Annotated in this window: 18 protein-coding genes and 1 other RNA gene; 7 read left to right on the top strand and 12 right to left on the bottom strand. The window is 65.6% G+C overall.

Annotated elements, in window-relative coordinates; all coding sequences use genetic code 11:
• Positions 1-67 precede the first annotated feature (67 nt).
• Both IV501_RS03470 and IV501_RS03475 read right to left on the bottom strand, forming a co-directional pair.
• Complete coding sequence (locus IV501_RS03470) at positions 68-505, bottom strand: FMN-binding protein (RefSeq protein WP_307812158.1); 438 nt, start codon at positions 503-505, stop codon at positions 68-70.
• Complete coding sequence (locus IV501_RS03475; RefSeq protein ID WP_200554996.1) at positions 502-1,905, bottom strand: ferredoxin reductase family protein; 1,404 nt, start codon at positions 1,903-1,905, stop codon at positions 502-504. Before IV501_RS03475 ends, IV501_RS03470 begins: the two co-directional genes overlap by 4 nt.
• Positions 1,906-2,004: 99 nt before the next feature.
• On the opposite strand from IV501_RS03475, the gene rnpB reads away from it, so the two are divergent.
• Positions 2,005-2,388, top strand: an RNA gene (rnpB, locus tag IV501_RS03480) — RNase P RNA component class A.
• 19 nt (positions 2,389-2,407) lie between these two features.
• On the opposite strand, the gene IV501_RS03485 is transcribed toward rnpB, so the two are convergent.
• Complete coding sequence (locus IV501_RS03485; RefSeq protein ID WP_200554997.1) at positions 2,408-3,124, bottom strand: VIT1/CCC1 transporter family protein; 717 nt, start codon at positions 3,122-3,124, stop codon at positions 2,408-2,410.
• A gap of 266 nt (positions 3,125-3,390) precedes the next feature.
• Between IV501_RS03485 and IV501_RS03490 the strand changes: the two genes are divergently transcribed.
• Entirely contained in the window at positions 3,391-4,746 is a 1,356-nt protein-coding gene (locus tag IV501_RS03490) for an HNH endonuclease signature motif containing protein (RefSeq protein ID WP_200554998.1), read from the top strand.
• Positions 4,747-4,890: 144 nt separating this feature from the next.
• Here the strand turns inward: IV501_RS03490 and IV501_RS03495 are convergent, their stop codons facing one another.
• The 8 genes from IV501_RS03495 to map all read right to left on the bottom strand — a co-directional run bounded on the left by IV501_RS03495 (position 4,891) and on the right by map (position 14,592).
• Complete coding sequence (locus tag IV501_RS03495) at positions 4,891-5,571, bottom strand: response regulator (protein WP_307812159.1); 681 nt, start codon at positions 5,569-5,571, stop codon at positions 4,891-4,893.
• Entirely contained in the window at positions 5,571-8,093 is a 2,523-nt protein-coding gene (locus IV501_RS03500) for a DUF4118 domain-containing protein (RefSeq protein WP_200554999.1), read from the bottom strand. Before IV501_RS03500 ends, IV501_RS03495 begins: the two co-directional genes overlap by 1 nt.
• Positions 8,094-8,108: 15 nt before the next feature.
• Positions 8,109-8,705 (bottom strand): potassium-transporting ATPase subunit KdpC, encoded by a 597-nt coding sequence (gene kdpC, locus IV501_RS03505; RefSeq protein WP_200555000.1) that lies wholly within the window; start codon positions 8,703-8,705, stop codon positions 8,109-8,111.
• Between the two features lie 29 nt (positions 8,706-8,734).
• Positions 8,735-10,885 carry a potassium-transporting ATPase subunit KdpB gene (gene kdpB / locus IV501_RS03510; protein WP_200555001.1) on the bottom strand — a complete coding sequence of 717 codons (2,151 nt, stop codon included), beginning with the start codon at positions 10,883-10,885 and terminating at the stop codon, positions 8,735-8,737.
• Between the two features lie 2 nt (positions 10,886-10,887).
• A complete protein-coding gene (kdpA, locus tag IV501_RS03515; RefSeq protein WP_200555426.1) occupies positions 10,888-12,534 on the bottom strand; it encodes a potassium-transporting ATPase subunit KdpA in 1,647 nt (548 codons plus the stop codon).
• Positions 12,535-12,563: 29 nt separating this feature from the next.
• On the bottom strand, positions 12,564-12,653 hold the full coding sequence (gene kdpF / locus IV501_RS16515) for a K(+)-transporting ATPase subunit F (RefSeq protein WP_200555002.1): 90 nt from the start codon (positions 12,651-12,653) through the stop codon (positions 12,564-12,566).
• A gap of 244 nt (positions 12,654-12,897) precedes the next feature.
• Positions 12,898-13,662: a polyphosphate--glucose phosphotransferase gene (gene ppgK, locus IV501_RS03525; RefSeq protein WP_200555003.1), complete on the bottom strand. Its 765-nt coding sequence runs from the start codon at positions 13,660-13,662 to the stop codon at positions 12,898-12,900.
• Positions 13,663-13,725: 63 nt separating this feature from the next.
• Entirely contained in the window at positions 13,726-14,592 is an 867-nt protein-coding gene (map, locus tag IV501_RS03530; RefSeq protein ID WP_200555004.1) for a type I methionyl aminopeptidase, read from the bottom strand.
• A gap of 33 nt (positions 14,593-14,625) precedes the next feature.
• Here map and IV501_RS03535 point away from each other — a divergent pair, with 33 nt between their 5' ends.
• The 3 genes from IV501_RS03535 (at position 14,626) to IV501_RS03545 (ending at position 17,162) form a co-directional block, all read left to right on the top strand.
• Positions 14,626-14,793, top strand: a complete 168-nt coding sequence (locus IV501_RS03535) for a methionine aminopeptidase (RefSeq protein WP_200555005.1) — start codon at positions 14,626-14,628, stop codon at positions 14,791-14,793.
• A 97-nt stretch (positions 14,794-14,890) separates the two neighbouring features.
• Positions 14,891-16,132 (top strand): rhamnosyltransferase WsaF family glycosyltransferase, encoded by a 1,242-nt coding sequence (locus tag IV501_RS03540; protein ID WP_200555006.1) that lies wholly within the window; start codon positions 14,891-14,893, stop codon positions 16,130-16,132.
• Positions 16,133-16,136: 4 nt separating this feature from the next.
• Positions 16,137-17,162, top strand: coding sequence for a glycosyltransferase family 2 protein (locus tag IV501_RS03545; protein WP_200555007.1), 1,026 nt, complete (start codon positions 16,137-16,139; stop codon positions 17,160-17,162).
• A gap of 90 nt (positions 17,163-17,252) precedes the next feature.
• On the opposite strand, the gene IV501_RS03550 is transcribed toward IV501_RS03545, so the two are convergent.
• Positions 17,253-19,013 carry an NAD+ synthase gene (locus tag IV501_RS03550; protein WP_200555008.1) on the bottom strand — a complete coding sequence of 587 codons (1,761 nt, stop codon included), beginning with the start codon at positions 19,011-19,013 and terminating at the stop codon, positions 17,253-17,255.
• 115 nt (positions 19,014-19,128) lie between these two features.
• Between IV501_RS03550 and IV501_RS03555 the strand changes: the two genes are divergently transcribed.
• Positions 19,129-20,484 (top strand): glutamine synthetase family protein, encoded by a 1,356-nt coding sequence (locus IV501_RS03555; protein ID WP_200555009.1) that lies wholly within the window; start codon positions 19,129-19,131, stop codon positions 20,482-20,484.
• A gap of 52 nt (positions 20,485-20,536) precedes the next feature.
• The gene (locus IV501_RS03560; RefSeq protein ID WP_200555010.1) at positions 20,537-23,509 is read left to right on the top strand and encodes a bifunctional [glutamine synthetase] adenylyltransferase/[glutamine synthetase]-adenylyl-L-tyrosine phosphorylase; all 2,973 of its coding nucleotides are present in this window, start codon (positions 20,537-20,539) and stop codon (positions 23,507-23,509) included.
• Positions 23,510-23,861 lie beyond the last annotated feature (352 nt).

Genomic DNA, 23,861 nt, shown 5'->3' on the forward strand with positions numbered 1-23,861 from the left:
TCCGGGTCTCGAGGGTCTGGAGCCGCCCGGTTTGTGACCGGACCTCTCGATTGCCAGCTCGGCGTGGTCAGGCCTTCGCCTGATCGAGGGCCGACTGCAACGAGCTGATGTACGCGTCGCTCGTATAGGTAGCCCCGCTGACGGAATCGATCTGCGCAGACTGGGCGGCGAGGGCTTCGGAGCGCAGGATAGGCGCGGCCTGGTTGTTGATTTGGTCGGAGCGAGCCTCGTTGCCGCTGAGCACAGGAGTGCTGACGTCGGTGATCGCACCGCCGGAGACGGTGATCGCGACCTGCACGTCGCCGAAGCGTGTCGTCTGTCTCGAGCCCGTGAAGGTGCCGTCCTTCAGCTTCGTGCTCGGCAACTGTGCGGGAAGCACCGAGCCGCTGGTATTGGATGCTGTGGTCGACGAACCGCCGGTTATAGATGCCGTCACCTGCCACCCGATCACCACGGCGACGAGCGAGCCGAAGACGCCGGTGAGTACTCGCCGTGTGCGGATCACCACTCGAACCTTTCACTGTGGAGCTGATGGTCGGGCAGACCCGCTGCGCGGGCATCCGCTTCGATGGCGTCGAGCCAGGCGGTCGGGCCGCAGACGTAGAGGTCAGAGGAGAGCAGCTCGGGAAAGACACTGCGCAGGCTCACGCCGCGCTGGGCGTCGGCGGCAGTCATCCAGGTCGGGGCGGTGATCGAGCGCGGTCCGGTCATCGTGTAGAGCCGAGCGCCCTTCCGTTCGGCGAGATCGGCCATCTCTGCCCAGAGATAGGCGTCGTCAGTGCTGGAAGCGCGCAGGAGTACGGTCGCCTCGCCGGGCCTCAGGTCGGACTGTTCCAGCAGAGCCCGGGCCGGGGTGATGCCGATGCCGGCCGCGACGATCGCGAGCTTCGGCGCCGTGCGCGCGCTCGGGGTGAACAGGCCGTACGGTCCCTCCAGCGAGACCGCGGTGCCGACGGGAATGGTCGAAATATACCTGCTGCCGACGCCCAGGTCGCGAACGGTGATGCGCGCCGTGGTCTCGGTCGACACAGAGGAGAGCGAGATCGGGTGCGAGTGCCACCAGGTGCTGCCCGTCCAGAACCGCCAGACGAAGAACTGGCCGCCGTGCGACCCGAGCGCGCGCAGATCACGACCGGTCAGATGGATCGAAACGACTCCGGGGGAGATCGTCTCGACCTCGCTCACCCGGATGCGGTGGCGAAGCGACGAGACCGCTGGCTCGATGAACCGGAAGATGCCGATTGCTCCGAAAGCCAGCGCGTAGAGGGTGATCCAGTAGATGCGTTGCACGGTTCCGGTCGCGAGCACCCCGCCGAGGCTGAGCTGATGGGGGAGTGCGAAGGCGACCGCGACATAACTGAGAAGGTGGATGAGGTGCCACCCCTCGTAGCTGAACCTGCGGCGCACCGCAACCAGAGACGTCACGACCACGGCGATGAGTAGCCCGATTGCGATGATGGCGAGAGGGACGTCCGGAGTGGCCCAGAGGTTGGCGAGTTCGACGAACGGATTCACCCCCTGATCGATCGCGTACCCGATTGTCAGCAGGGCACCGTGGCCGAGCAGCAGGTAGAGGGCCGGCTTGCCGAGCTTGCGGTGCACAGCGATCGCCCGGTCGTGCCCGATCGTGGCGTCGATCGCGGGGATGCGTGCGGCGAGCACGAGCATCACCAGGATGAAGTCGGTGCCGACCAGCCCGGCCAGAATGCCGACGCTGCTGATCGCGGCGCCGAGGGACCCGAAGGGTGCGGACCCCGAGGAGGTGAGGAACAGGATTCCGGCGACCACCCCGGAAGCCCAGACGAGAAACGTGAGGAGGGCGGCGCGCGCCGCGCGGCGACGGTGGGAGAGGGAGTGGTCGGGAGGCGACATCCGCTCTTCTGGTGCGCTGACGGTAGTGGTCATGGTCTCACTGTGACCGCCGTTTCTATGGACCTCCTCTGTGCCGGGCCTATGGGGGATGAGAATTGATACAGACAAGCTGACGATAAGATTGCACGCGAATGGGTCGGCAAGACGGTCGCGTCGCTTCTCTGGTGTGAAAGCACGGCGAGAGGCGCCGAGGAACGTCCGGGCTCCGCAGAGCAGGATGGTGGGTAACACCCACCCGGGGTAACCCGCGAGAAAGTGCAACAGAAAGCAGACCGCCAGGGACTTCGGTGCCTGGTCAGGGTGAAACGGTGGTGTAAGAGACCACCAGCGGCCCGTGTGAGCGGGTCGGCTAGGTAAACCTCGTCCGGAGCAAGGTCAGACAGAAGGCTATGAGGCTGCTCGCCTCGTCTTCGGGTAGACCGCTAGAGGGCTGCGGCAACGTAGCTCCGAGATAGATGGCCGTCGATGTCGCCTCGTGCGGCGGGACAGAACCCGGCGTAATAGCCGGCCCATTCACCCTCTGTCTCGGCGGCGGCTAGACCACGCCGCTGGTGCCGAGCGCGGAGCCGATCAGGTAGGTGGCCGCGAGGGCTATCGCGCCACCGACCACCACCCGGATCATCGCGCGAAGCACGGGGCTGCCGCCGATCCGAGCACTGGTGGCGCCGGTGATCGCTAGAGCGACGAGCACAGCCACGAACGTGACCGGAACGCGAACGGATGCCGGCGGCAGCAGAATCGCGAGCATCGGCAGTATCGCGCCGATGGTGAACGCGAGTGCCGACGCGCCTGCCGCCTGCCAGGGGCTGGCGATGTCTGCCTCGGTGATGTTGAGTTCGGCCTCCAGGTGTGCGGCGAGCACGTCGTGGTCGGTGAGTTCGATGGCGACCTGGCGTGCTGTCACCTCCGACAGGCCTTTGTCGCGGTACAGGGCGGTCAGCTCTTCTAGCTCGACCTCGGGCTCCTCGGCGAGCTCGCGCTTCTCCTTGGCGATCAGCGCGCGCTGGCTGTCGCGCTGACTGCTCACCGACACGTACTCGCCGAGCGCCATGGAGATCGCGCCACCGACCAGGCCGGCGGTACCGGCCGTGAGGATCGCTGGAACGGAGGATGTCGCCCCCGCGACCCCGACCACGATGGCCGCCACCGAGACGATGCCGTCGTTTGCGCCCAACACGCCGGCGCGCAGCCAGTTGAGGCGCGCGGCGATGCCGGTACCGTGCGGTTCGTCGGGATGCGGTTGTGCTGACATGGGGCAAGCCAAGCACTCTTGGCCGCGCCCGGCTAGCAAGGAGAGGCTGCCCTGGCTGGTGGCTGCGGTCCTGAGCCTGTCAGCATTTCGGTCCCTGGGCGTGTCGGCATTTCGGTCCCTGGCAGCCTCAGCATTCGGTCCCTGAGCTTGTCGAACGGCGCCCTCTTCTCCTCCACAGGTAGCCCGGCGTGGTGGGTTATAAACAGGGTCTGGTCAGCATTATTGGTGCCGACTCGAATGTCGGTGGTCGCTGCGACAATCGGGTCATGAAGGTCTCCACCGACGCACTGACCGCCCATCTCGCGGCCCTGGCGCAGGTGTGGGACGACACCATCGTTGACCAACCAGGCACGCTGTTGCAGCTGATTGGGGAGCTGGCGGCGGTGCAGCGCTGCATCGATGCGCTGCGGGTTGAGGTTGCGGGAGAACTTGCTGACCTGTCCGCTGCCCACCGGGGCGGCGAGGGGATGGCGCGCCGGGCCGGATATTCCCGACCAGGCTCGTATCTGGCCGAGCTGTGGCAGATCAGCGTCGCCGAAGCAACCAGGCTGTGTGAGCTGGGTCTGGCAACGCGGCAACGGACCGGCTTGGACGGCTCCCTATTGCCGGCCCGATACCCGGCTGTGGGCGAGGCGATCGGCGCCGGGTCGGTGGGGGTGGAGGCGGCTGTGGTGATCGTGCGCGAACTGGACCTGGCCGCCCCATTCTGCTCGGCCGAAGCGCGCGCGGCGGGGGAGCGACTGCTGGTGGAGCACGCGCCAGGGTTGACGGTCAAGCAGGTGCACGGGCTGGCCCGGCAGGTACGCGACCATCTCGATCAGGACGGTGCCGAATCCCGCGATGTGATCCGGAGGCAGCGACGAGCACTGTCCTGGGTGACTCAACCGGATGGGATGGTGCGCCTGGTCTGGGTGATGCCCCCAGAAACCGCCGGCCTGGTGCGCGCCGGGATCGACCAGCTGGTCGGTGAGCAGCTGCGCGCCGCCCGCGACCGGATTCCCGAATCTCTGGGGCAAGACGGGTTCACCGACACGGACGATCGGACCATGCCGCAACGCCGCGCCGATGCCGCCGAGACCCTGTTCCGGAAGGCCATCGGCTGTGGCTGCGGTGGTGGTGGTGGTGGTGGTGATGGGGGTCCGCTGGTGACGATGGTCGTGCGGATGACCCTCGACCAGTTACGCGACGGCCTCGGCAGCGCCCAGATCGATGGGATCGATGCCGGGATCTCCGCCACCACAGCCCGCCGTCTTGCCGCAGATGCCAACATCATCCCCGTAGTCCTTGGCGGGGCCGGGGAAGTCCTTGATCTGGGCAGGTCGCGGCGACTATTCAGCCCCGCCCAACGCCACGCGTTGGCCGAAACGTATGGCGGGTGCGCGTTCCCGGCCTGCGGTCACCCACCCAGCTACACCGAAGCCCACCACCTCCACTGGTGGTCCAGCGGTGGGGTAACGGATCTGGACAACGGGATCCCGTTGTGTTCGTTCCACCACCACCGCATCCACGACGACGGGTGGGAAATCCAACTTCGGGAGCAGGTGCCGTATTTCATCCCGCCACCCTGGATCGACCCCGACCAAACACCCAGACGAGGAGGAAAGCTCATGCTGGTCGAGTGACAGCCCAGTGACAGCCCGGTGACGGCCCAGCGGCGGGCGGCAGCGGAGTCAGCGTGGGGTAGGGCGATAGCAGGTTCTCGCCTTGGGGGCGAAACTGACGCGCCGAGCCCAACAACTCCGAACCGGACCGGACCGGACCCTAGATCACCCGGCATCCGGCGCAAAGCGGTAGCCCATACCCGGTTCGGTCAGCAGGTACCGGGGTCTCGACGGCTCTGGTTCGAGCTTTTTGCGCAGCTGGGCGAGGTAGAGCCGCAGGTATCCGTCTTCCTTCTCGTACCCGGGACCCCACACCGAAGTGAGCAGAAGGTGCTTGGTGACCAACCGCCTCGGGTTGCGCACGAGTACCTCGAGAATGTGCCACTCCGTCGGCGTCAGCTTCACCGGCTCGCCCGCCTTGGTGACGGTGTGCCCGGCGAGATCGACCACCACGTCACCGAAACTGGTGACCGGCTCATCCGGCTCGGTGGTCGCCCGACGGCTCAGCGCACGGATGCGCGCCAACAGCTCGTCGATCGCGAACGGCTTGGTCACATAGTCGTCGGCTCCGGCGTCGAGAGCATCGACTTTGTCCGCAGAATCCGATCGCCCGCTGACCACGAGGATCGGCACCTCGGTCCAGCCGCGCAAGCCCTCGATCACCCGAATTCCGCTGAACCCCGGGAGCCCGAGATCGAGCAGCACGAGTTCCGGTTTGGTCTTCGCCGCGACGTCGAGAGCTTCGGGTCCCGAGCGCGCCAGCGAGACGTCGTAGCCGCGCGCGGCGAGGTTGATCCGCAACGCCTTGAGGATCTGCGCATCGTCGTCGACCACGAGAATTCGCATCAGGAAGTCCTCGCCGGAGAAACGACAGCGGACGCCGCGATCGGAAGGGAGACGACCATGGTGAGACCTCCACCGGGGGTGTCCTCGGCCTGCAAGCTGCCCCCCATCGCCGTCATGAAGCCATTGGACAGTGCAAGACCGAGACCGATGCCGGTGGTGTTGTCGGTGTCCCCGAGTCGCTGGAACGGTTGGAAGGCCTCCGCCCGAGCGGCCGGGGGAATGCCGGGTCCGCGATCGATGACGCGCAGCTCGACGCGGTCTCCGAACGAACTTGCCGTGACGAGTGGCGGAGTGCTGACGGGGGAGTAGCGCAGAGCGTTGCTGACAAGATTCACAATCACGCGCTGTACCAACGCCGGATCGCACCGAACCTCGGGAAGGCTTGCCGGAACGTCGACCACTACCTGACCGCTGGCAAGGCCCAGCTCATCGAGAGCGAGCGGCGCAATCTCGTCCATGCCCACGGTGCTGAGCGAGATCGGCAGCACGCCGGCCTGCAGTCGACTAGCGTCGAGCAGGTCGGCTACCAGATCGGCGAGGCGGTGCAGGGATACTTCCGCAGTCTCCAGCAGTTCGTCGCGGTCCTGCTCGCTCCAGCGCACATCCGTTGCTCGCAGGCTGGAGACCGCAGCGGTTGCCGACGACAGCGGCGTGCGCAGATCGTGCCCGACCGCGGCGAGCAGGGCGGTCCGAAGCCGATCGGCCTCCTCCAGCGGACGTATGCCCTGCGCCTGTTCGCGCAGGTCGCGCTGTTCCAGCGCCGCATCGATCTGCGCCACGAAGGCGTCGAGAATGCGTCCATCGGAGGCAAGCAACTCGCGCCCGGTGAGGATGATCTGTCCGCCCTCGCTGAGGGCGACGACGGTGCGGTTGGGGGTGCGGTTGGGGGTGCGCGGTCCGGCAGCAACGGCGCCGGACTCGAACAGTACGGCATCCTTCGAACGGATGACCACACTCGCCATCCCGAACACCTCACGCAACCGGTTCGCCAGTGCCTCCACCGCGTTCTCACCCCGGATGATGCTGCCGGCCACGGTCGCGAGCGTCTCGGCTTCGGCAGCGGACCTCCGTGCCGCCCGGCTGCGGCTGGCCGATCTGTCGACCACGAGTGACACAAGCACACCCACCAGCAAGAAGATCAGCAGCGTGACGAGATGCGCAGGGTCGGCGATCCGCACCGTGTAGAAGGGCACGACGAAGAAGAAGTCGAGGCAGAACCCCGCGATCACCGCCGCCGTCACCGCGGGCCAGAGTCCCCCGACCAGGGCGACGATGACAACCAAAAGTTGAAACGCGAGCACGTCGCTCACCAGCGCTTCTGGACGACGCACCAGCGTCAGGAACAGCGTGAGGAGCGGGGTGACCAGCACAGTGACCGCGAAACCCAACAGCCGCTGTTTCCAGGTGAGCGAACCGCGCGAGCGAGGAAGTTGCAGCGTTCCGGCAGCGGCGTGGGACACGATGTGCACGTCGATGTCGCCCGACGCACGGATGACCGTCGCACCGATTCCCTGCCCGGTGAGGAATGCGGTGAGTCGGCTCCGCCGGCTGACCCCGATGACCAGCTGAGTCGCATTCACCGCGCGGGCGAACTCTACGAGCGCTGTCGGCGTGCTGTCGCCGACCACCTGGTGATAGGTCCCGCCGAGGCTTTCGACGAGTGCGCGCTGTTGCGCGAGGGCGCCGGGGTCGGACTCGGCGAGACCGTCGGGACTCGACACATGGAGAGCGAGCAGCTGGCCGCCGCTCGTGCGGGCGGCGATTCGAGCGCCCCGACGGATGAGCGTTTCTCCCTCACTGCCGCCCGGCAGTGCCACCACGACCCGCTCACGGGCCTCCCATTTGCCGCGGATACCGTGACCGTCGCGATAAGCCTGGAGCGCGACATCCACCTCATCGGCCAGCCAGAGCAACGCGAGTTCGCGCAGAGCGGTGAGGTTGCCGAGCCGGAAATAGTTGCTGAGGGCCGCGTCGATGGTTCCTGCCGGGTACACGTCTCCGCCGGCGAGCCTGGCCCGCAGTGCTTCGGGCGCCAGGTCGACGACCTCGATCTGGTCGGCAGAGCGCAGCACGGAATCGGGAATGGTCTCACGCTGCACCACCCCGGTGATCGACTGCACGACGTCATTGAGAGATTCGATGTGTTGGATGTTGACCGTCGAGAGGACGTTGATTCCCGCGTCCAACAACCGCCGGACATCCTGCCAGCGTTTCGAATTCTCCGACCCGGGGGCATTGCTGTGGGCCAACTCGTCCACCAGTGCCCATTGCGGAGCTCGCGCGATCAGCGCGTGGATGTCCATCTCCTCGAGATCCACCTCACGGTGCGAGACCCGGCGGCGGGGAAGAACTTCCAGACCTTCGAGCATCGAGGCGGTGCCCGAGCGCCCGTGCGTTTCGACGAGTCCGACCACGACGTCAAGGCCCTGCTCCCGGAGCCGGCGTCCCTCCTCGAGCATCGAGAATGTTTTGCCGACTCCGGGCGCAGCGCCCAGATAGACCTTGAGGAATCCCTCGGTCACTTAATTGCCATTCGCTCAGCCCAGCTTGCTGAGAGCGATGTTGAGCTCCAGCACATTGACGGTGGGGTAGCTGAGGTAGCCGAGCACCGGAGCCTGCACGTGCGCCTCGACGAGGGCTGCGACATCCGACTCCTTGAGACCGCGTGTTTCGGCGACGCGCGCCACCTGCTCACGAGCGTACTCGGGGCTGATGTGCGGATCGATTCCCGAGGCGGATGCCGTGAGGGCGTCGGCAGGGATCGACGCCGGGTCGACACCATCGAGCTTGGCGATCGCCGCACGGCGTTCCTTGATGGCCTTGATCAGGTCCGGGTTCTCGGGGCCCTGGTTGCTGCCGCTGGACGCTCCGCCGTCGTCACCGGTGGCGGACGGTCGCGACTGGAACCACTGCGGGAGAGCCTTGCCCTTTTTGTCGGCAAAGCTCTGGCCGATGAGGCTCGAGCCGACAGTCTTGCCGTCGACCTGCACCAGCGCGCCGTGTGCCTGTGCTGGTGCGAGGAGACCGATGCCGGTGATGACGAGCGGGTAGCCGATGCCGAGCACGACCGTCAAGACGATCAGCGCGCGGAGTGCGACCCAGTACTGCCTGGTAATGCCGCGTTGTGAGGCCATGATTGTGATTTCCTTACGAAGGTTGTGGCTTAGAAACCGGGGATCAGCGAGATCACGAGGTCGATGATCTTGATGCCGATGAACGGCGCGATGAGCCCGCCGACACCGTAGATCCACAGATTGCGACTGAGGATCTTGGAAACGCTCGACGCTCTGTACTTCACGCCGCGCAGGGCCAACGGGATCAGCACGATGATGATCAGTGCGTTGAACACGACCGCGGACAGGATCGCCGAGGCGGGGGAGTGCAGCTGCATGAAGTTCAGCGCGGCGAGTCCCGGGTAGCTGGCCACGAACATCGCGGGGATGATCGCGAAATACTTGGCCACGTCGTTGGCAATCGAGAAGGTGGTCAGCGATCCGCGGGTGATCAGCAACTGCTTGCCGATGGCCACGATGTCGATGAGTTTCGTCGGGTCGGAGTCGAGGTCAACCATGTTGCCGGCCTCTTTCGCGGCCGACGTTCCGGTGTTCATCGCGACGCCGACGTCTGCCTGCGCGAGTGCCGGGGCATCGTTGGTGCCGTCTCCGGTCATTGCGACGAGGTTGCCGCCCTGCTGCTCCTTCTTGATCAGCTCCATCTTGTCTTCCGGCGTCGCCTCGGCGAGGAAGTCGTCGACACCGGCCTCCGCGGCGATGGCCTTCGCGGTGAGGGGGTTGTCACCCGTGATCATCACCGTGCGGATGCCCATCCGCCGCAGGTCGGCGAAGCGCTCGGCCAGGCCGGTCTTCACGACGTCTTTCAGATAGATGACACCCAGAACGGATGCCGTCCCCTCAGCCGTTCGCTCGGCGACGACCAGCGGGGTGCCGCCGGCCTCCGAGATGCGGGTGACGATGGCGTCGAGCTCATGCTGGATCTTGACGTCGGTCACCCCGGTCCAGGCTGCGACCTGCGATCCGGCGCCCTTGCGCACCTGGCTGCCGTCCGCGTAGTCGACTCCCGACATTCTGGTCTGAGCAGTGAACGGAACGACCTCGCCCGTGACCTCGGTGGGAATGGTGAACCCTAGCTCGTGAGCCAGGTCGAGCACCGACTTTCCCTCTGGCGTCGGGTCGCTGAGCGATGAGGTCGCCGCAGCACGGGCCAGACGTTCGAGGCTCACCCCGCTGACGGGAGCGAACTCGGCGGCGCGACGGTTGCCGTAGGTGATGGTGCCGGTCTTGTCGAGCAACAGGGTGGTCACATCTCCCGCTGCCTCGACGGCACGGCCCGACATGGCGAGCACGTTGTGCTGCACGAGTCGGTCCATTCCGGCGATGCCGATCGCAGAAAGCAGAGCACCGATGGTGGTCGGGATCAGGCAGACCAGCAGCGCTACCAGCACGGGCACGCTCTGTGTGGCGTTGGAGTAGCTGGCGATCGGATTGATGATCAGCACGACGACCACGAAGATGATCGTGAGGCTTGCCAGCAGGATGTTCAGCGCGATCTCGTTCGGCGTCTTCTGCCGGGAGGCGCCCTCGACCAGGGCGATCATTCGGTCGACGAAGGTCTCACCGGGCTTGCTGGTGATCTGCACCACGATACGGTCGGAGAGCACCCGGGTGCCACCGGTGACAGCGCTGCGGTCACCGCCGGATTCGCGAACGACCGGAGCCGACTCCCCGGTGATGGCGGACTCGTCGACGGAGGCGATTCCCCAGACGATGTCTCCGTCGCCCGGGATCGACTCCCCGGCGGTCACCACCACGATGTCGCCGAGGGTGAGTTCTGCCGAGGCGCGCTGCACCATCGTGCTGCGCAGAGCTGCGGCATCCGTCTTCGGGTCATAGCCGTCGACCACGTTGGCCATGGTGCTGGTGCGACTCTCGCGCAGGCTCTTCGCCTGTGCCTTGCCGCGGCCTTCGGCGACGGCCTCGGCCATGTTGGCGAACACCACGGTGAGCCAAAGCCAGACCGCGATGGCCCAGATGAACGCGAGGGAGGTGGGAGACGCAGTCGACGTGGAGGCGTCACCGACGAAGGGCTGCGCGATCGCCAGCACCGTGGTCAGTGCGGCGCCGATCTCGACGACGAACATGACCGGATTGCGCCACATGGTGCGCGGGTCGAGCTTGCGCAGCGCACCGGGGATGCTCGCGACGAGCTGACCGGCGCTGAACGCCGACGCGGTCTTTCGGGTGGGGGTGTCCCCGCTTGCCCCGCTGTTGGTGGGGCTGATGAGTGTGGTGGACATGGTTAGTTGAGTCCTTCTGCCAACGGGCCGAGAGCGAGAACGGGGAGGTAGGTGAGTGCTGAGACGATCAGGATGACGCCGATCAGCAGGCCGACGAACTGCGGGCGGTGCGTGGGCAGCGTGCCTGCGGTGACCGGGATCTTGTCCTGAGCGGCGAAAGAACCAGCCAGGGCGAGCACGAACACGATCGGCAGGAAGCGTCCGAGGAGCATCGCCACCCCGAGTGCAGTGTCGAACCACGGGGTGCTGGCGGTGAGGCCGGCGAAGGCGGATCCGTTGTTATTGCCGGCCGAGGTGAAGGCGTACAACACCTCAGAGAAGCCGTGCAGCCCCGGGTTTGCCAACGACGTGCCGACGACGGATGAGCGCACCGCCGGTATCGCGAAGCTGAGGGCGGTACCGGCCAGGACGATGGTCGGCGTGATCAGGATGTACAGGCTCGCGAGCTTGATCTCGCGGGCACCGATCTTCTTGCCGAGGTATTCCGGCGTACGCCCCACCATCAGGCCGGCGACGAATACCGCAACGATCGCCATGATGAGGATGCCGTAGAGACCAGAACCGACGCCGCCGGGGGCGACCTCGCCGAGCATCATGTTCAGCATGGCCAGTCCGCCGCCGAGAGCGGTGAAACTGTCGTGCATCGAGTTGACGGCACCGGTGGAGGTGGCGGTGCTACTGGTGGCGAAGATGGTCGAATCGACGATGCCGAATCGGGTTTCCTTGCCTTCCATCGCGCCGCCGGCCAACTGTGAGGCGGTGCCGTGTCCGACCGATTCGAGCAGCGTCAACAACGCCGCAGAGACGATCCAGATCAGGCCCATCGCCGACAGGAGCGCGTAGCCCTGTCGCACGTCGCCGACCATCCGACCAAAGGTGCGGGTGAGGGCGAAGGGGATGGCGAGCATCAGCACGATCTCGAACAGGTTGGTCCACCCATTCGGGTTCTCGAAGGGGTGGGCGGAGTTCACGTTGAAGAACCCGCCACCGTTGGTTCCGAGAATCTTGATCGCTTCCTGCGAGGCGACCGGGCCACCGGGAACCGTCACAGCACTACCGGCGATCGAGGTGAAGTGCTGGAAGCCGTCGAAGTTCTGCACGACCCCGCTGACCAGCAGCACGATGGCGGCGAATACCGACAGCGGCAGCAGGATGCGCACCGTACCGCGCGTCAGGTCCACCCAGAAGTTTCCGATGGTCAGACTGCGACGTGCGGCGAGCCCGCGGATGAGCGCAATGGCGATCGCGATGCCGACGGCGGAAGAGACGAAGTTCTGCACCGCCAGAGCGACCAGCTGCACCGTGTAGCCCATGGTCACCTCAGGCGAGTACGACTGCCAGTTGGTGTTGGTGACGAAGGAGATCGCGGTGTTCCACGCCAGGCTCTGCTCCACCGGCGGCAGGCCGAGGGAGTATGGCAAGAACTGCTGGAGGCGCTGCACTCCATAGACGAGGAGCACGCCCAGCGCGGAGAATGCCAGAACGCTGCGCAGGTACACGGCCCAGGTCTGACTGGAGTGCGGGTTCACCCCGATGATGCGATAGAAGCCACGCTCGACTTTGAGGTCTTTCTTGCTCGTGTAGACCATGGCCATGTAATCGCCCAGGGGGCGGTAGATGAGGCCGAGAATCACCACGAGAGTGAGCATGGTGAAGACGAAGAGCCAGATGTTGCTCACTAAAAACGCTCCGGCTTGATCAGGGCGAACACCAGGTAGACCAGTGCCGCGAATCCGAGGACGACAGAGAGGATGCTGAGGACGATCACAGCTTCTCTACCCCCCAGGCGACAAGGGCGACGATGGCAAACAATGCCACTACGCCAGCGAGGTAAGCGAGATCGAGCATGGGGTTCCTCCGCGAGGGTTGACTCTGTGTGCGCTGCCACTTCGGCAGCGCACCGACGAGTCAATCCTTGTCAGAGCAGGAGGAGCGCGGTCCTAACGTTTTTCTAACGTCGGCCGCAGGGAATCTAACGCCCCGATCAGACGACAGCTGCTAGACGACAGCTGCTACTTTCCGGATGCGAGCGCGGCGGCACCGAGAATGCCCGCATTGTTGCGCAGCGTCGCCGGAACGATCGGGATGTCCAGCTTCAGCAGCGGGAGGAAGTCCTCGTACTCCTTGGAAACACCTCCGCCGACGATGATCAGGTCTGGGTGGAACAGCTTCACCAGCTGGTCGTAGTACACCTGCAGCCGTGCGGCCCAGTCGGCCCACGACAGCGACTCGCGCTCCTTCGCCGAGTACGCGGCCTGGGTCTCATAATCGACGCCGTTGATCTCGAGGTGGCCGAGTTCCGCGTTCGGCACGAGTACGCCGTTGTAGATCAGCGCGGTGCCGATTCCGGTGCCGAGCGTCGTGACGAGAACGAGGCCTTTTTTCTTCTTGGCGGCACCGTAGACCGACTCGGCGTAGCCGGCGGCATCCGCATCGTTGACGAAATGGATGTCGCGTTTGATGCCGGCCTCGAACAGCTTCTCGGCCTCGAGGCCGATCCACTTCTTCGACACGTTCGCGGCGGAGAGGGTGCGACCGTTCACGACGACGGCGGGGAAGCAGATGCCCACCGGCTCGTTCTTGACGATGCCCTTCTCGTCTTCTGCGGCGAGGCGACTCAGAATCGTGGCCACCGTTTCCACGATCGCGTCAGGCTCGCCGCCGGTCGGTGTCGGGAGCTTGATGCGCTGGCTGAGCAGCTTTCCCGAGGACACATCGACGATGGCTCCCTTGATCCCGGTGCCGCCGATATCGATGCCTACCGCTTTGTGAGCCATCTGACCATTCTTTACTACTCAGAGCGCTGGCCTCGACAGCGGGGGTGGGGTGTCGGTGCGGGGTTAGGGAAGTGTCAGCACTTCCGCGCCGCGCTCGGTCACGACGAGGGTGTGTTCGAACTGTGCGGTGAGACTGCGGTCGCGGGTGACGACGGTCCAGTCATCCGCCCACATCTCCCACTCGATCGAACCCAGGGTGAGCATCGGCTCGATCGTGAAGACCATGCCTTCCACTATCTCGTTCGCATAGGCCGGGGCCGCGTCGTAGTGCGGGATGATCAGCCCGGAGTGGAAGGCCGTGCCGACGCCGTGACCGGTGAAGTCGCGTACCACGCCGTAGTCGAAACGCTGGGCATACGACTGGATGGCCCGGCCGATCACGTTGACAGCCCGACCGGGGGCGACGGCCTTGATGCCGCGGTTGAGGGATTCACGGGTGCGGTCGACGAGCTCGATCGCCTGCTGCGATGCCTCGCCCACGATGAAGGTGCGGTTCGAGTCGCCGTGAACGCCGTTCTTGTACGCGGTGATGTCGATGTTGATGATGTCGCCGTCGTCGAGCACCGTGTCGTCGGGGATGCCGTGGCAGATCACCTCATTGATCGAACTGCACAGCGACTTCGGGAAGCCGCGGTAGCCGAGCGTCGAGGGGTACGCGTCATTGTCGATGAGGTACTGATGCCCGATCGCGTCGAGCTCATCGGTGGTGATACCGGGACGGATGCTGGCGCCGACCACGGAGATCGCATCGGCGGCGATCCTGCCCGACTCCCTGATCAGCTCGACGGCGGCGGCGGGGTAGACATCCGAGCCGGTGAATGGCGTCGGCGACTGCTTGCCGACATACTCGGGTCTGGCGATGTGCTTCGGCACCGCTCGCATCGGGGAGATGTGCCCCGGCACAAGATGGCCTTCGGAATCCTTGGGCATAGGATCAATTTTAGTTGGGAGACAGGAGCACTCATGACCGACTGGTATTACAACATCAAGACCCACGAGGTCGAAGAGGGCCCTCAGTCGCTTGCCTCGGATCTGGACGGTCCGTTCGCAACCCGCGAGGAGGCGGAGCGGGCACCCCAGATTCTGGCCGAGCGCTCGGCGAAGTGGGCCGAAGAGGACGCGAACGGCTGAGCCTCAGCTTCGCGCTGACGGTGTTTGCACCCGGTCCCATCGATAATGGTCTCTGCCGCTCGATGAGCGGCGCGATAAGAGAGACGGCTGGTATCAGGTGAACTACTTCGGCAGACTGTCGCGCGCGCTGCGCACCGAGGGTGTCAAGTCCGCGGCCTGGCGTGCGGGCAAGTGGGTGTCTACCCGCAGCGGTCCGTTCCGGGTTCAGCCGCTGTCATCCGTGTACCCAGAAGACGTGATCGCGGCCGACTGGTCGAGGCCTCGCGACTTCAATTCCCACATCGTGCCGCGGCCGGCCGATGGCTACAAGGTCGCCTGGGTGATCACGCCTCCGAGCGCGACCAGCGGCGGCCACCAGAACGCTTTCCGTTTCATGAGTTTTCTCGAGGCTGCCGGCCACGAGCTCACCGTGTATCTGTTCTCGCCGCCCAAATATCCCGTGGTGAACCCCGACGCGATCCTCGAGATGATGGCCGGGAACACCGGGTATCCCACTCTCAAGGCAGAGTTCCGGGTCTATGACCCGGAGGTCGGCATCGAGGGCGATCCGCACGCGATCTTCGCCTCCGATTGGGAGGCCGCGTACGCGATCTACCGCTACCCGAAGGTTGCCAAGCGTTTCTACTTCACCCAGGACTTCGAACCGGCGTTCTTCCCCGCGGGCAGCGACTACGTGATTGCCGAGAACTCGTATCGTCTCGGGTTTCACGGCTTCTCCGCCGGCCGCTGGCTCGCCCAGAAGCTCGAATCCGAGTTCGGGATGTCGTGCGACTACTACGATTTCGCCACCGACATCACCCACTACAGCAGGGTGAACACGAAGCCGCGCAACGAGGTGGTGTTCTACGCACGCCCACCCACGCCGCGGCGAGCCACCGAATTCGGGCTGTTGGCGCTGCTCGAACTGCATCGCCTTCGTCCCGACGTCACCATCAACCTGGTCGGCTGGGACATGTCGACGTACGACGTGCCGTTCCCCTATGTGAACCACGCCGCCGTCGACATTTCGAAGCTCAACGCGATCTACAACCGCTGTGCAGCGGGGTTGGTTCTCTCGCTCACCAACATGTCTCTGGTGCCGATGGAGGTCATGGCGAGCGGCGTTGTCCCTGTCGTCAACGACGCCCCCAATACCCGTGGCGTCTTCGACAGCGAGTACATCGAGTACGTTCCGATGTCGCCGCGGGCCATCGCCGAACGGATGATCGCGATTCTCGACCGTCCCGACCAGGCCGAGCATTCCGCGGTCATCGCCGACTCGCTCGAGGGCGTGGAATGGGAGGACGAGGGTGCGGTGTTCGCGACCTCGTTCGAGCGAGCCATGACCACCGCGCTCTGACCTCGTGACGACGTCATCCTCCGAGGCAGCAGCGGATGCCGCCGCTCCGGCAACCCTCGACGCCACGGTGATCATCCCGACCCTCGACGGAGACCGGTATCTCGCCGAGGTGTTGGACATCCTCGCGCAGCAGGATTTCGCCGGCACTTATGAGGTGCTGGTCATCGATTCGGGATCGACGGATGCGACCCTGTCGATCGTGCGCGACCGTCCGTGGGTTCGGCTCCACCAGATACCGAACGCGGAGTTCGGCCACGGCCGCACGCGCAATCTCGGCGCACGCCTCGCGTCGGGGCGGTTACTCGCCTACCTCAGTCAGGACGCGATCCCGGGTGACCGGTCGTGGCTCGCCCGAATCACCGAGCCGCTTGACCCGGCCGGGGTGAACGCGGTCGCCGTCGTCGGACTCCAGGTTCCCCGGCCCAGCTGTTTTCCGCTGCTTAAGTACGAGATCGATGGAGTTTTCGCCGCCATCGGTCCTGCCGACCGGGTCACCGTCGTCGAGCGTGGGGATGCGATTCCCGAGGAGGAAGAGCTCGATCGGCTCGCCTTCTACTCCGACGTGAATTCGGCGACTCGACGAGAATTTCTGCTCGACGTGATTCCCTATCAAGACGTTCTGTACTCCGAGGATTTCGCGTTCGGCAAAGACGTCATTCTCGCCGGATATCGCAAGGCCTACGCCCCCGCCGGGTTTGTCGTCCACTCCAACGACCTCACTCTGCGTGAGTACCGCAAGCGGGTCTTCGAGGAGACGATCTCTCGCCGTCGCGTGGGTAACCTGGTGCCTCCGGTCGGGGTGATCGGGGCAGTTCTGCGCGCGGGTTACGGTGGTCTGCGCGACGTGCCGCGCATCGTGCGGGATGCCGACTACAGCGCGCGCGCAAAGCTCGGCTGGCTTCTGCGAAATCCGCTCTATCACGCGGCAAAGTGGCTCTCCATCCACTCGGCGAGCACGCTGTCGCTCGACGACCACGCACGCATCGCCCGCGGCTCTCTCGAGGCCGAACGTAAGCCCGACCGCGCCTGAACCCCGGCGTCACCGCCCACGTTTGCCCGAATATGCAGAGTTGGGCACCCCAAAACCTGCATATTCGGGCAAACGTGCGAGATGCGCGGATTAGGCGGTTGTCGCGGCTCCGGGCAGCGGTGCGTTGTTCGGCCGGTAGGTGATCGGCAGTCGTCGGTCACGTCCGAAGGCCATCCCGCTGATCTTCGGCCCTATCGCGCCCTGCCGACGCTTCCACTCTGCCCGATCGACGAGGCGCGTCACGAAGTCGACGGTCTCCGGGTCGTAGCCGAGGTTGACGACATCCGCCCGTCCCAGTTTCTTGGCGATGTACCCGTCGAGGATGCCGTCGAGGATGTCATAAGGCGGCAACGTGTCTTGATCGGTCTGGTCGGGTCGCAGCTCGGCACTCGGGGGCTTCTCGATCGAGTTGGCCGGGATCGGCGGGGTCTCGCCACGGGACGCCGCATACTCGTTGCGCCAGCGGGCGAGTTCCCAGACCAGGGTCTTCGGCACGTCTTTGATCGGAGCAAAGCCGCCAGCGGCATCCCCGTAGATTGTCGAATAGCCGACCGAGATCTCGGTCTTGTTGCCGTTAGTGAGAGCCAGGTGGCCGTGCATGTTCGACTCGGCCATCCAGATCATGCCGCGGATGCGGGCCTGCACGTTTTCGGCGGCGACGCCGGTGAGCTGCAGCTGCTCTTCGATCGGCGCGACCAGGTCGGCGATCGGCTGCACCGAGTAATGGAAGCCGATGCGCTCGGCGAGCTCGCTGGCGTCATCGACCGATCCACCGGAGCTATATCGACTGGGCATGGCGATGCCATATACGCGGTCGGCTCCGATCGCGTCGGCCGCGATGGCGGCGACGACGCTCGAGTCGATCCCGCCAGAGACTCCGAGCACGACGCTCGGGAAGCCGTTCTTCGTCACGTAATCGCGCAGCCCGAGCACGAGTGCATTCCAGATCTGCTCACGGTCGTCCGGAGGCACGGCGATGTCCGACTGCAGAAACGACGGATCGGCCGACGGCGCATCCAGCGACACCCACCGCACATTCTTGGGCAGTTCGGCCGCGGTCGCCGGCTCGACATCGAGATCGGCGACGAGCAGGTATTCGCGAAACTGCGGCGCGCGCGCCACGATCTCGCCCGACGTGTCGACGATCACGCTGTCGCCGTCGAAGACCAGATCGTCCTGCCCGCCGACGATGTTGACGTAGGCGACGATGGTGTCGCTCTCGATCGCCCGCCGGGTTACCAGGGGGAGGCGCACATCGTCTTTATCGCGCTCGAACGGCGAGGCGTTGATGACCAGCAGAAGGCCGGCATCCGCATCGAGCACGCGGGCGAGCGGGCCGCCATCGCGCCAGAGGTCCTCGCACACGATGAGCGCGACATCCACGCCCTTGATACGCAGCACGAGCAGCTCGTCGCCCGGGATGAACACGCGATACTCGTCGAACACCGAGTAGTTGGGCAGGTGGTGCTTGGTATAGCGCGCCTGCACGGCGCCGTGCTGCAGCACGCTGGCCCGGTTCTTCGCGATCGCCGTGGGGGCGCTGCTGGTGCCGAGCAGACGTGGTTCGAATGGTCCGTCCGGATGCCCGACGACCACGGGCAGCTCGCCGAGCCCCGCGTGCTGAAGTTGCCGTGCCAGGAGGTCGACCGCGTCGTGGCATTCGGCGAGGAACGAGGGGCGCGAGGCGAGATCTTCGATCGGATAGCCGGAAATGGCCATCTCGCCCACTGCGAAGAGGTCTGCACCGGCGGCGGCGGCCTCACGAGCGGCATTCAGGATCTGAGCCGAATTGCCCTCAAGATCGCCGATGATCGGGTTTGTCTGGCCGAGCGCCAAGCGGAGTCGAGGCATAGCCACTAGCCTAATAGTCGGGTTGCAGCACCCGCTCCCGGCCGGCCCGTATGGCCAGCACGGAGCCCCATGAACACGGAGCCCATGAGCCCGGAGCAGGTAAATAAGGAGCAGAGTGGATAAGCAGCGTGACTTCGTTCTCCGAACCATCGAAGAGCGCGGCGTCAAGTTCATCCGACTCTGGTTCACGGATGTCGTGGGCACCCTCAAATCCGTCGCCATCGCCCCGGCAGAAGTCGAGGGTGCATTCGCGGAGGGCCTCGGTTTCGACGGTTCCGCCATCGAGGGGCTGACCCGCTCGTACGAGGCGGATGTGCTCGCCCATCCCGACCCCGCGACGTTCCAGATCCTGCCGTGGCGCGGAGAAATCGACCCGACCGCTCGGATGTTCTGCGACATCACGACACCGGACGGTCAACCGGCCGTGGCCGACCCACGCAATGTGCTCAAGCGCACCCTCGCGACCGCCGCCGACCGCGGTTTCACCTTCTACACGCATCCCGAGGTCGAGTTCTACCTGCTGAAGAGCTCGCAGTACGGCCCGGACGGGCCCGTGCCGGTGGACAACGCCGGCTACTTCGACAACGTCCCCGGCGGCACCGCGCACGACTTCCGTCGTCGTTCCGTGCGGATGCTCGAAGACCTCGGAATCTCGGTGGAGTTCAGCCACCACGAGGCGGGGCCCGGCCAGAACGAGATCGACCTGCGCTACGCCGATGCTCTCACCACTGCTGACAACATCATGACCTTCCGAACGGTCGTCAAGGAGGTGGCGATAGAGCAGGGCGTGTACGCGACCTTCATGCCGAAGCCACTCTCGGGCGAGCCCGGTTCTGGCATGCACACGCACATGTCGCTGTTCGAGGGTGATGCCAACGCGTTCTTCGACGCAGGCGGCCAGTACCAGCTCTCGACCATCGGCCGGCAGTTCATCGCCGGACTGCTGCGCCACGCGCCGGAGATCACGGCCGTGACCAACCAGTTCGTCAACTCCTACAAGCGACTCTGGGGCGGTGCGTCGCAGAACAAGCTCGGCGAGGCGCCGAGCTTCGTCACCTGGGGGCACAACAACCGTTCCGCGCTCGTGCGCGTGCCGCTCTACAAGCCGGGCAAGGGGCAGAGCGCTCGCGTGGAGTATCGCGCCATCGACTCGGCCGCCAACCCGTACCTCGCGTACTCGCTGCTACTCGCTGCCGGCCTCAAGGGCATCGAGGAGGGCTATGAACTCCCTCCCGAGGCCGAAGACAACGTCTGGGAGCTGTCCGACTCTGAGCGCCGTGCGCTCGGCTACAACCAGCTGCCGGCGAGCCTCGACCACGCGGTGTCGCTCATGGAAGACTCCGAGCTCGTGGCCGAGACCCTCGGCGAGCAGGTCTTCAACTTCGTGCTGCTCAACAAGCGACAGGAATGGCGTGAGTATCGGGCCCAGGTCACCCCATACGAGCTGAAGAGCAACCTGGAGGCGCTCTAACCGTCACGAATCCGCGTTTCGCGGAACGAGGTAGGTCGAGGGGCAGGCAGCGATGACGCGAGCGCAGACCAGCCTCACCGAGCTCGCCCGCTTGGGCTTCGCCGAACTCGACTCGACGGTGGCATTGCTCGACGAGCTGTCGGCCGCGGTCGAGGTATCACGGGTGCTGCCATTGTTCGCTCTGGCCGCCGATGCCGATCAGGCTCTCGGCTTGCTGTGCGCGTTGCAGAGGCAATCCCCGAGCGACACTGCCGCCGCTCTCGGTGACGCCGACCTGGCTCAGCGCCTGGTGCGGGTACTCGGCGCATCGGCGGGTCTTGGCGAGTTTCTGCTGCGACACCCCGACGAACTCGAGGCGCTGCGAGGTGATCTGCCCAAGCCGCTCGGCGCCGACGAGTATCGCGCCGACCTTCGAGCGTCGGTAACGGATGTCGACGGGGAGGAGGCCGCCTGGAACGCCCTCCGAACGCGCTACCGGCACCACCTCGTGCGTCTGACCGCCTTCGATCTGGCCCAACCCGACCCGCTTGCCGCAATCGCGACCGTGTCGGCCGCGCTGGCCGATCTGGCCGCCGGCGCGCTTGACGCCTCCCTGGATGTGGCGCGAAAGAACGTCGGATTTCCGCCCGATCAGGTCGCGGCAACCAGGCTCGCCATCATCGGAATGGGCAAGGCCGGCGCGCGCGAGCTCAACTACGTCAGCGACGTCGACGTCATTTTTGCTGCCGAGCCGGCATCCGTTCTGCTCGGGGGAGAGTTCGTCGGCGATGGGGCGCCGGAACCCCTGTCTACCGCGCGAGCGGTCGAGATCGCGACCAGGCTGGCCATGCTCACGATGCGAGGAATTCACGAGCTCGCTCTCGAGCCTCCCCTCTGGGAGGTGGATGCCAATCTCCGCCCGGAGGGCAAAGACGGCGCCCTGGTGCGCACGCTCGAATCGCACATCGCCTACTACGACCGCTGGGCGAAGAGCTGGGAGTTTCAGGCACTGCTGAAGGCCAGACCGCTGGCCGGCGACCTCGACCTGGGCAACGCGTACGTCGACGCTATCGCTCCGAAAGTCTGGAATAGCGCCTCGCGAGACGGCTTCGTCGAGGGCGTGCAACGGATGCGCGAGCGGGTCACGCAGAACATCCCCGGCGATGAACTCGACTATCAACTCAAGCTCGGCCCGGGCGGGCTGCGGGACATCGAGTTCACGATCCAGTTGCTCCAGCTGGTCCACGGGCAGACCGACCCGGAGGTGCGCCAGGGCGGCACGCTTCCCGCGCTGGCCGCGCTGGCCGAGCAGGGCTACATCGGTCGGGTCGAGTCGGCAGAGTTCGCGCGGGACTACCGCTTTCTCCGACTGCTCGAACACCGGTTGCAGCTGGCCAAGCTGCGCCGCACCCATCTGATGCCGAGCGATCCCGATGCCGTGCGCATCCTGGCGAGAGCAACGGGGCTGACGTCGAGCGGCGCCGACCTGATCGAGCGCTGGAGCCGCACGAAGCGCGCCGTGCGAAGTCTGCACGAGCGGCTGTTCTACCGTCCGCTCCTCTCGGCGGTGGCGGCCTTGCCCGAAGAGGGCATGGCGCTCACCAGCAGTCAGGCCGAGGCCCGCCTCGCCGCCATCGGGTTCCGCGACCCCCGCGGCGCGCTCGCCCACATCGCGGCGCTCACCACGGGCGTCTCGCGGCGAGCGAACATCCAACGCCACCTTCTTCCCGTGATGCTGCAATGGTTCGCCGAGGGTGCTGATCCGGATTACGGGCTGCTCGCCTTCCGCAAGCTCAGCGATGACCTGGGGGAGTCGTACTGGTTTCTTCGCATGCTGCGCGACTCCTCCGGCGCGGCCCAGCGGCTGACTAGCGTGCTCTCGGCATCCCGATTCGTCGGTGTGCTGCTCGAGCGCATCCCCGAGGCAGCGGCCTGGCTGGAACAGGAGGAGGAGCTGCGCCCGCGGTCGCTCGAGGCCTTGCTGGAGGAGGCGGCGGCGACTGTCGCCCGCCATCATGACGAGGCGGCCGCCGCGCTTGCCCTGCGTTCGGCCCGACGTCGGGAGGTGCTGCGACTCGCCATGGCGGCGGTGCTTGGCCAGATCAATGTCGAGGAGCTCGGCCGAGCGCTGACCGACATCACCACGACGCTGCTGACCGGGGTACTGTCGGTCATCCGCTCTGCTGATCCCCAGGACGGCATCGAGTTCGGCATTATCGCGATGGGCCGCTACGGCGGTGCGGAACTCGGCTTCGGCTCCGATGCAGACGTGGTCTACGTGTATCGGGCGACCACCGCGACACCGGAGACCGCGCAAGCACGCGCAGAGATGATCGTGTCGTTTCTGCAGCGCTACACCGAGGACCTCCGGCTGCCCCTCGACCTCGACATCGGATTGCGCCCAGAGGGCAAGAACGGTGCCGTGGTTCGTTCGCTGGACTCGTATCGGGCCTACTATCGCCGGTGGTCGCTCACCTGGGAGGCGCAGGCGCTGCTTCGCGCCGACGGCGCCGTCGGCGACGAGGGCCTACTGCTCGACTTCGTGACGATGGCAGACGAGGTGCGGTATCCCGCGAACATCCCGGAGCACGATGTTCGCGAAGTGCGACGGATCAAGGCGCGGGTCGAATCCGAGCGCCTGCCGCAGGCCGCCGATCCCGCACGCCACCTCAAGCTCGGCCGCGGCTCGCTCAGCGATGTGGAGTGGTTCGTGCAGTTGATCCAGCTCCAGCATGCCGCCCGCATCCCGGCCCTTCGAACCACGTCGACGCTCGATGCCCTCGATGCTGCGCGCGACAATGGGTTCGTCTCGGACCTCGAGGCGCGAAGACTTCGAGACGCCTGGATCTTCGCTTCGCGTGCCCGCTCGGCGATGACGCTATGGACGGCCAAGACCGCCGATGTGCTCCCGACCGATCGGCAGCAGTTGGAGGGTGTGGCCCGACTTCTGGAATACCCGCCGGGTTCGGCCAGCCGGCTCGAGGAGGACTACCTGCGGGTGACTCGTCTGGCGCGAGCAGTGTTCGAGAAGCGCTTTTACGGCTGAGTAGAGAGTCGTCTCGACGCCAGCTATGACGCGGATTTGATGTCGGTCATGTTACGAGTCGGTAAACGTTCCCAACGCGGGGTTTCGTCACTTTTTCTCTCAGGTCGTTGCGACGTTGTACCCCTTTCGGGCCACACTGGTCATTCTCGGCGAGCCGTGTCGACGAGTTGTGTACCCGGTGCGCGCGTTGAATCGATGCAAAACCATGTATCTAAAAGACCCTCTGAACAGCATTTACGTCTCAGTGGTCCTACCTCTTGCGGACCAGCCCGGGGTGGGGCGGGCAGGGCCTCGCTGTCCGCACAAGGGGGGTCAGCACAATGGTCGGCACAAGTGCTGACACCGCCCTGAA

The sequence above is a fragment of the Lacisediminihabitans changchengi genome, from assembly GCF_016634425.1.
GTDB lineage: Bacteria > Actinomycetota > Actinomycetes > Actinomycetales > Microbacteriaceae > Lacisediminihabitans > Lacisediminihabitans changchengi.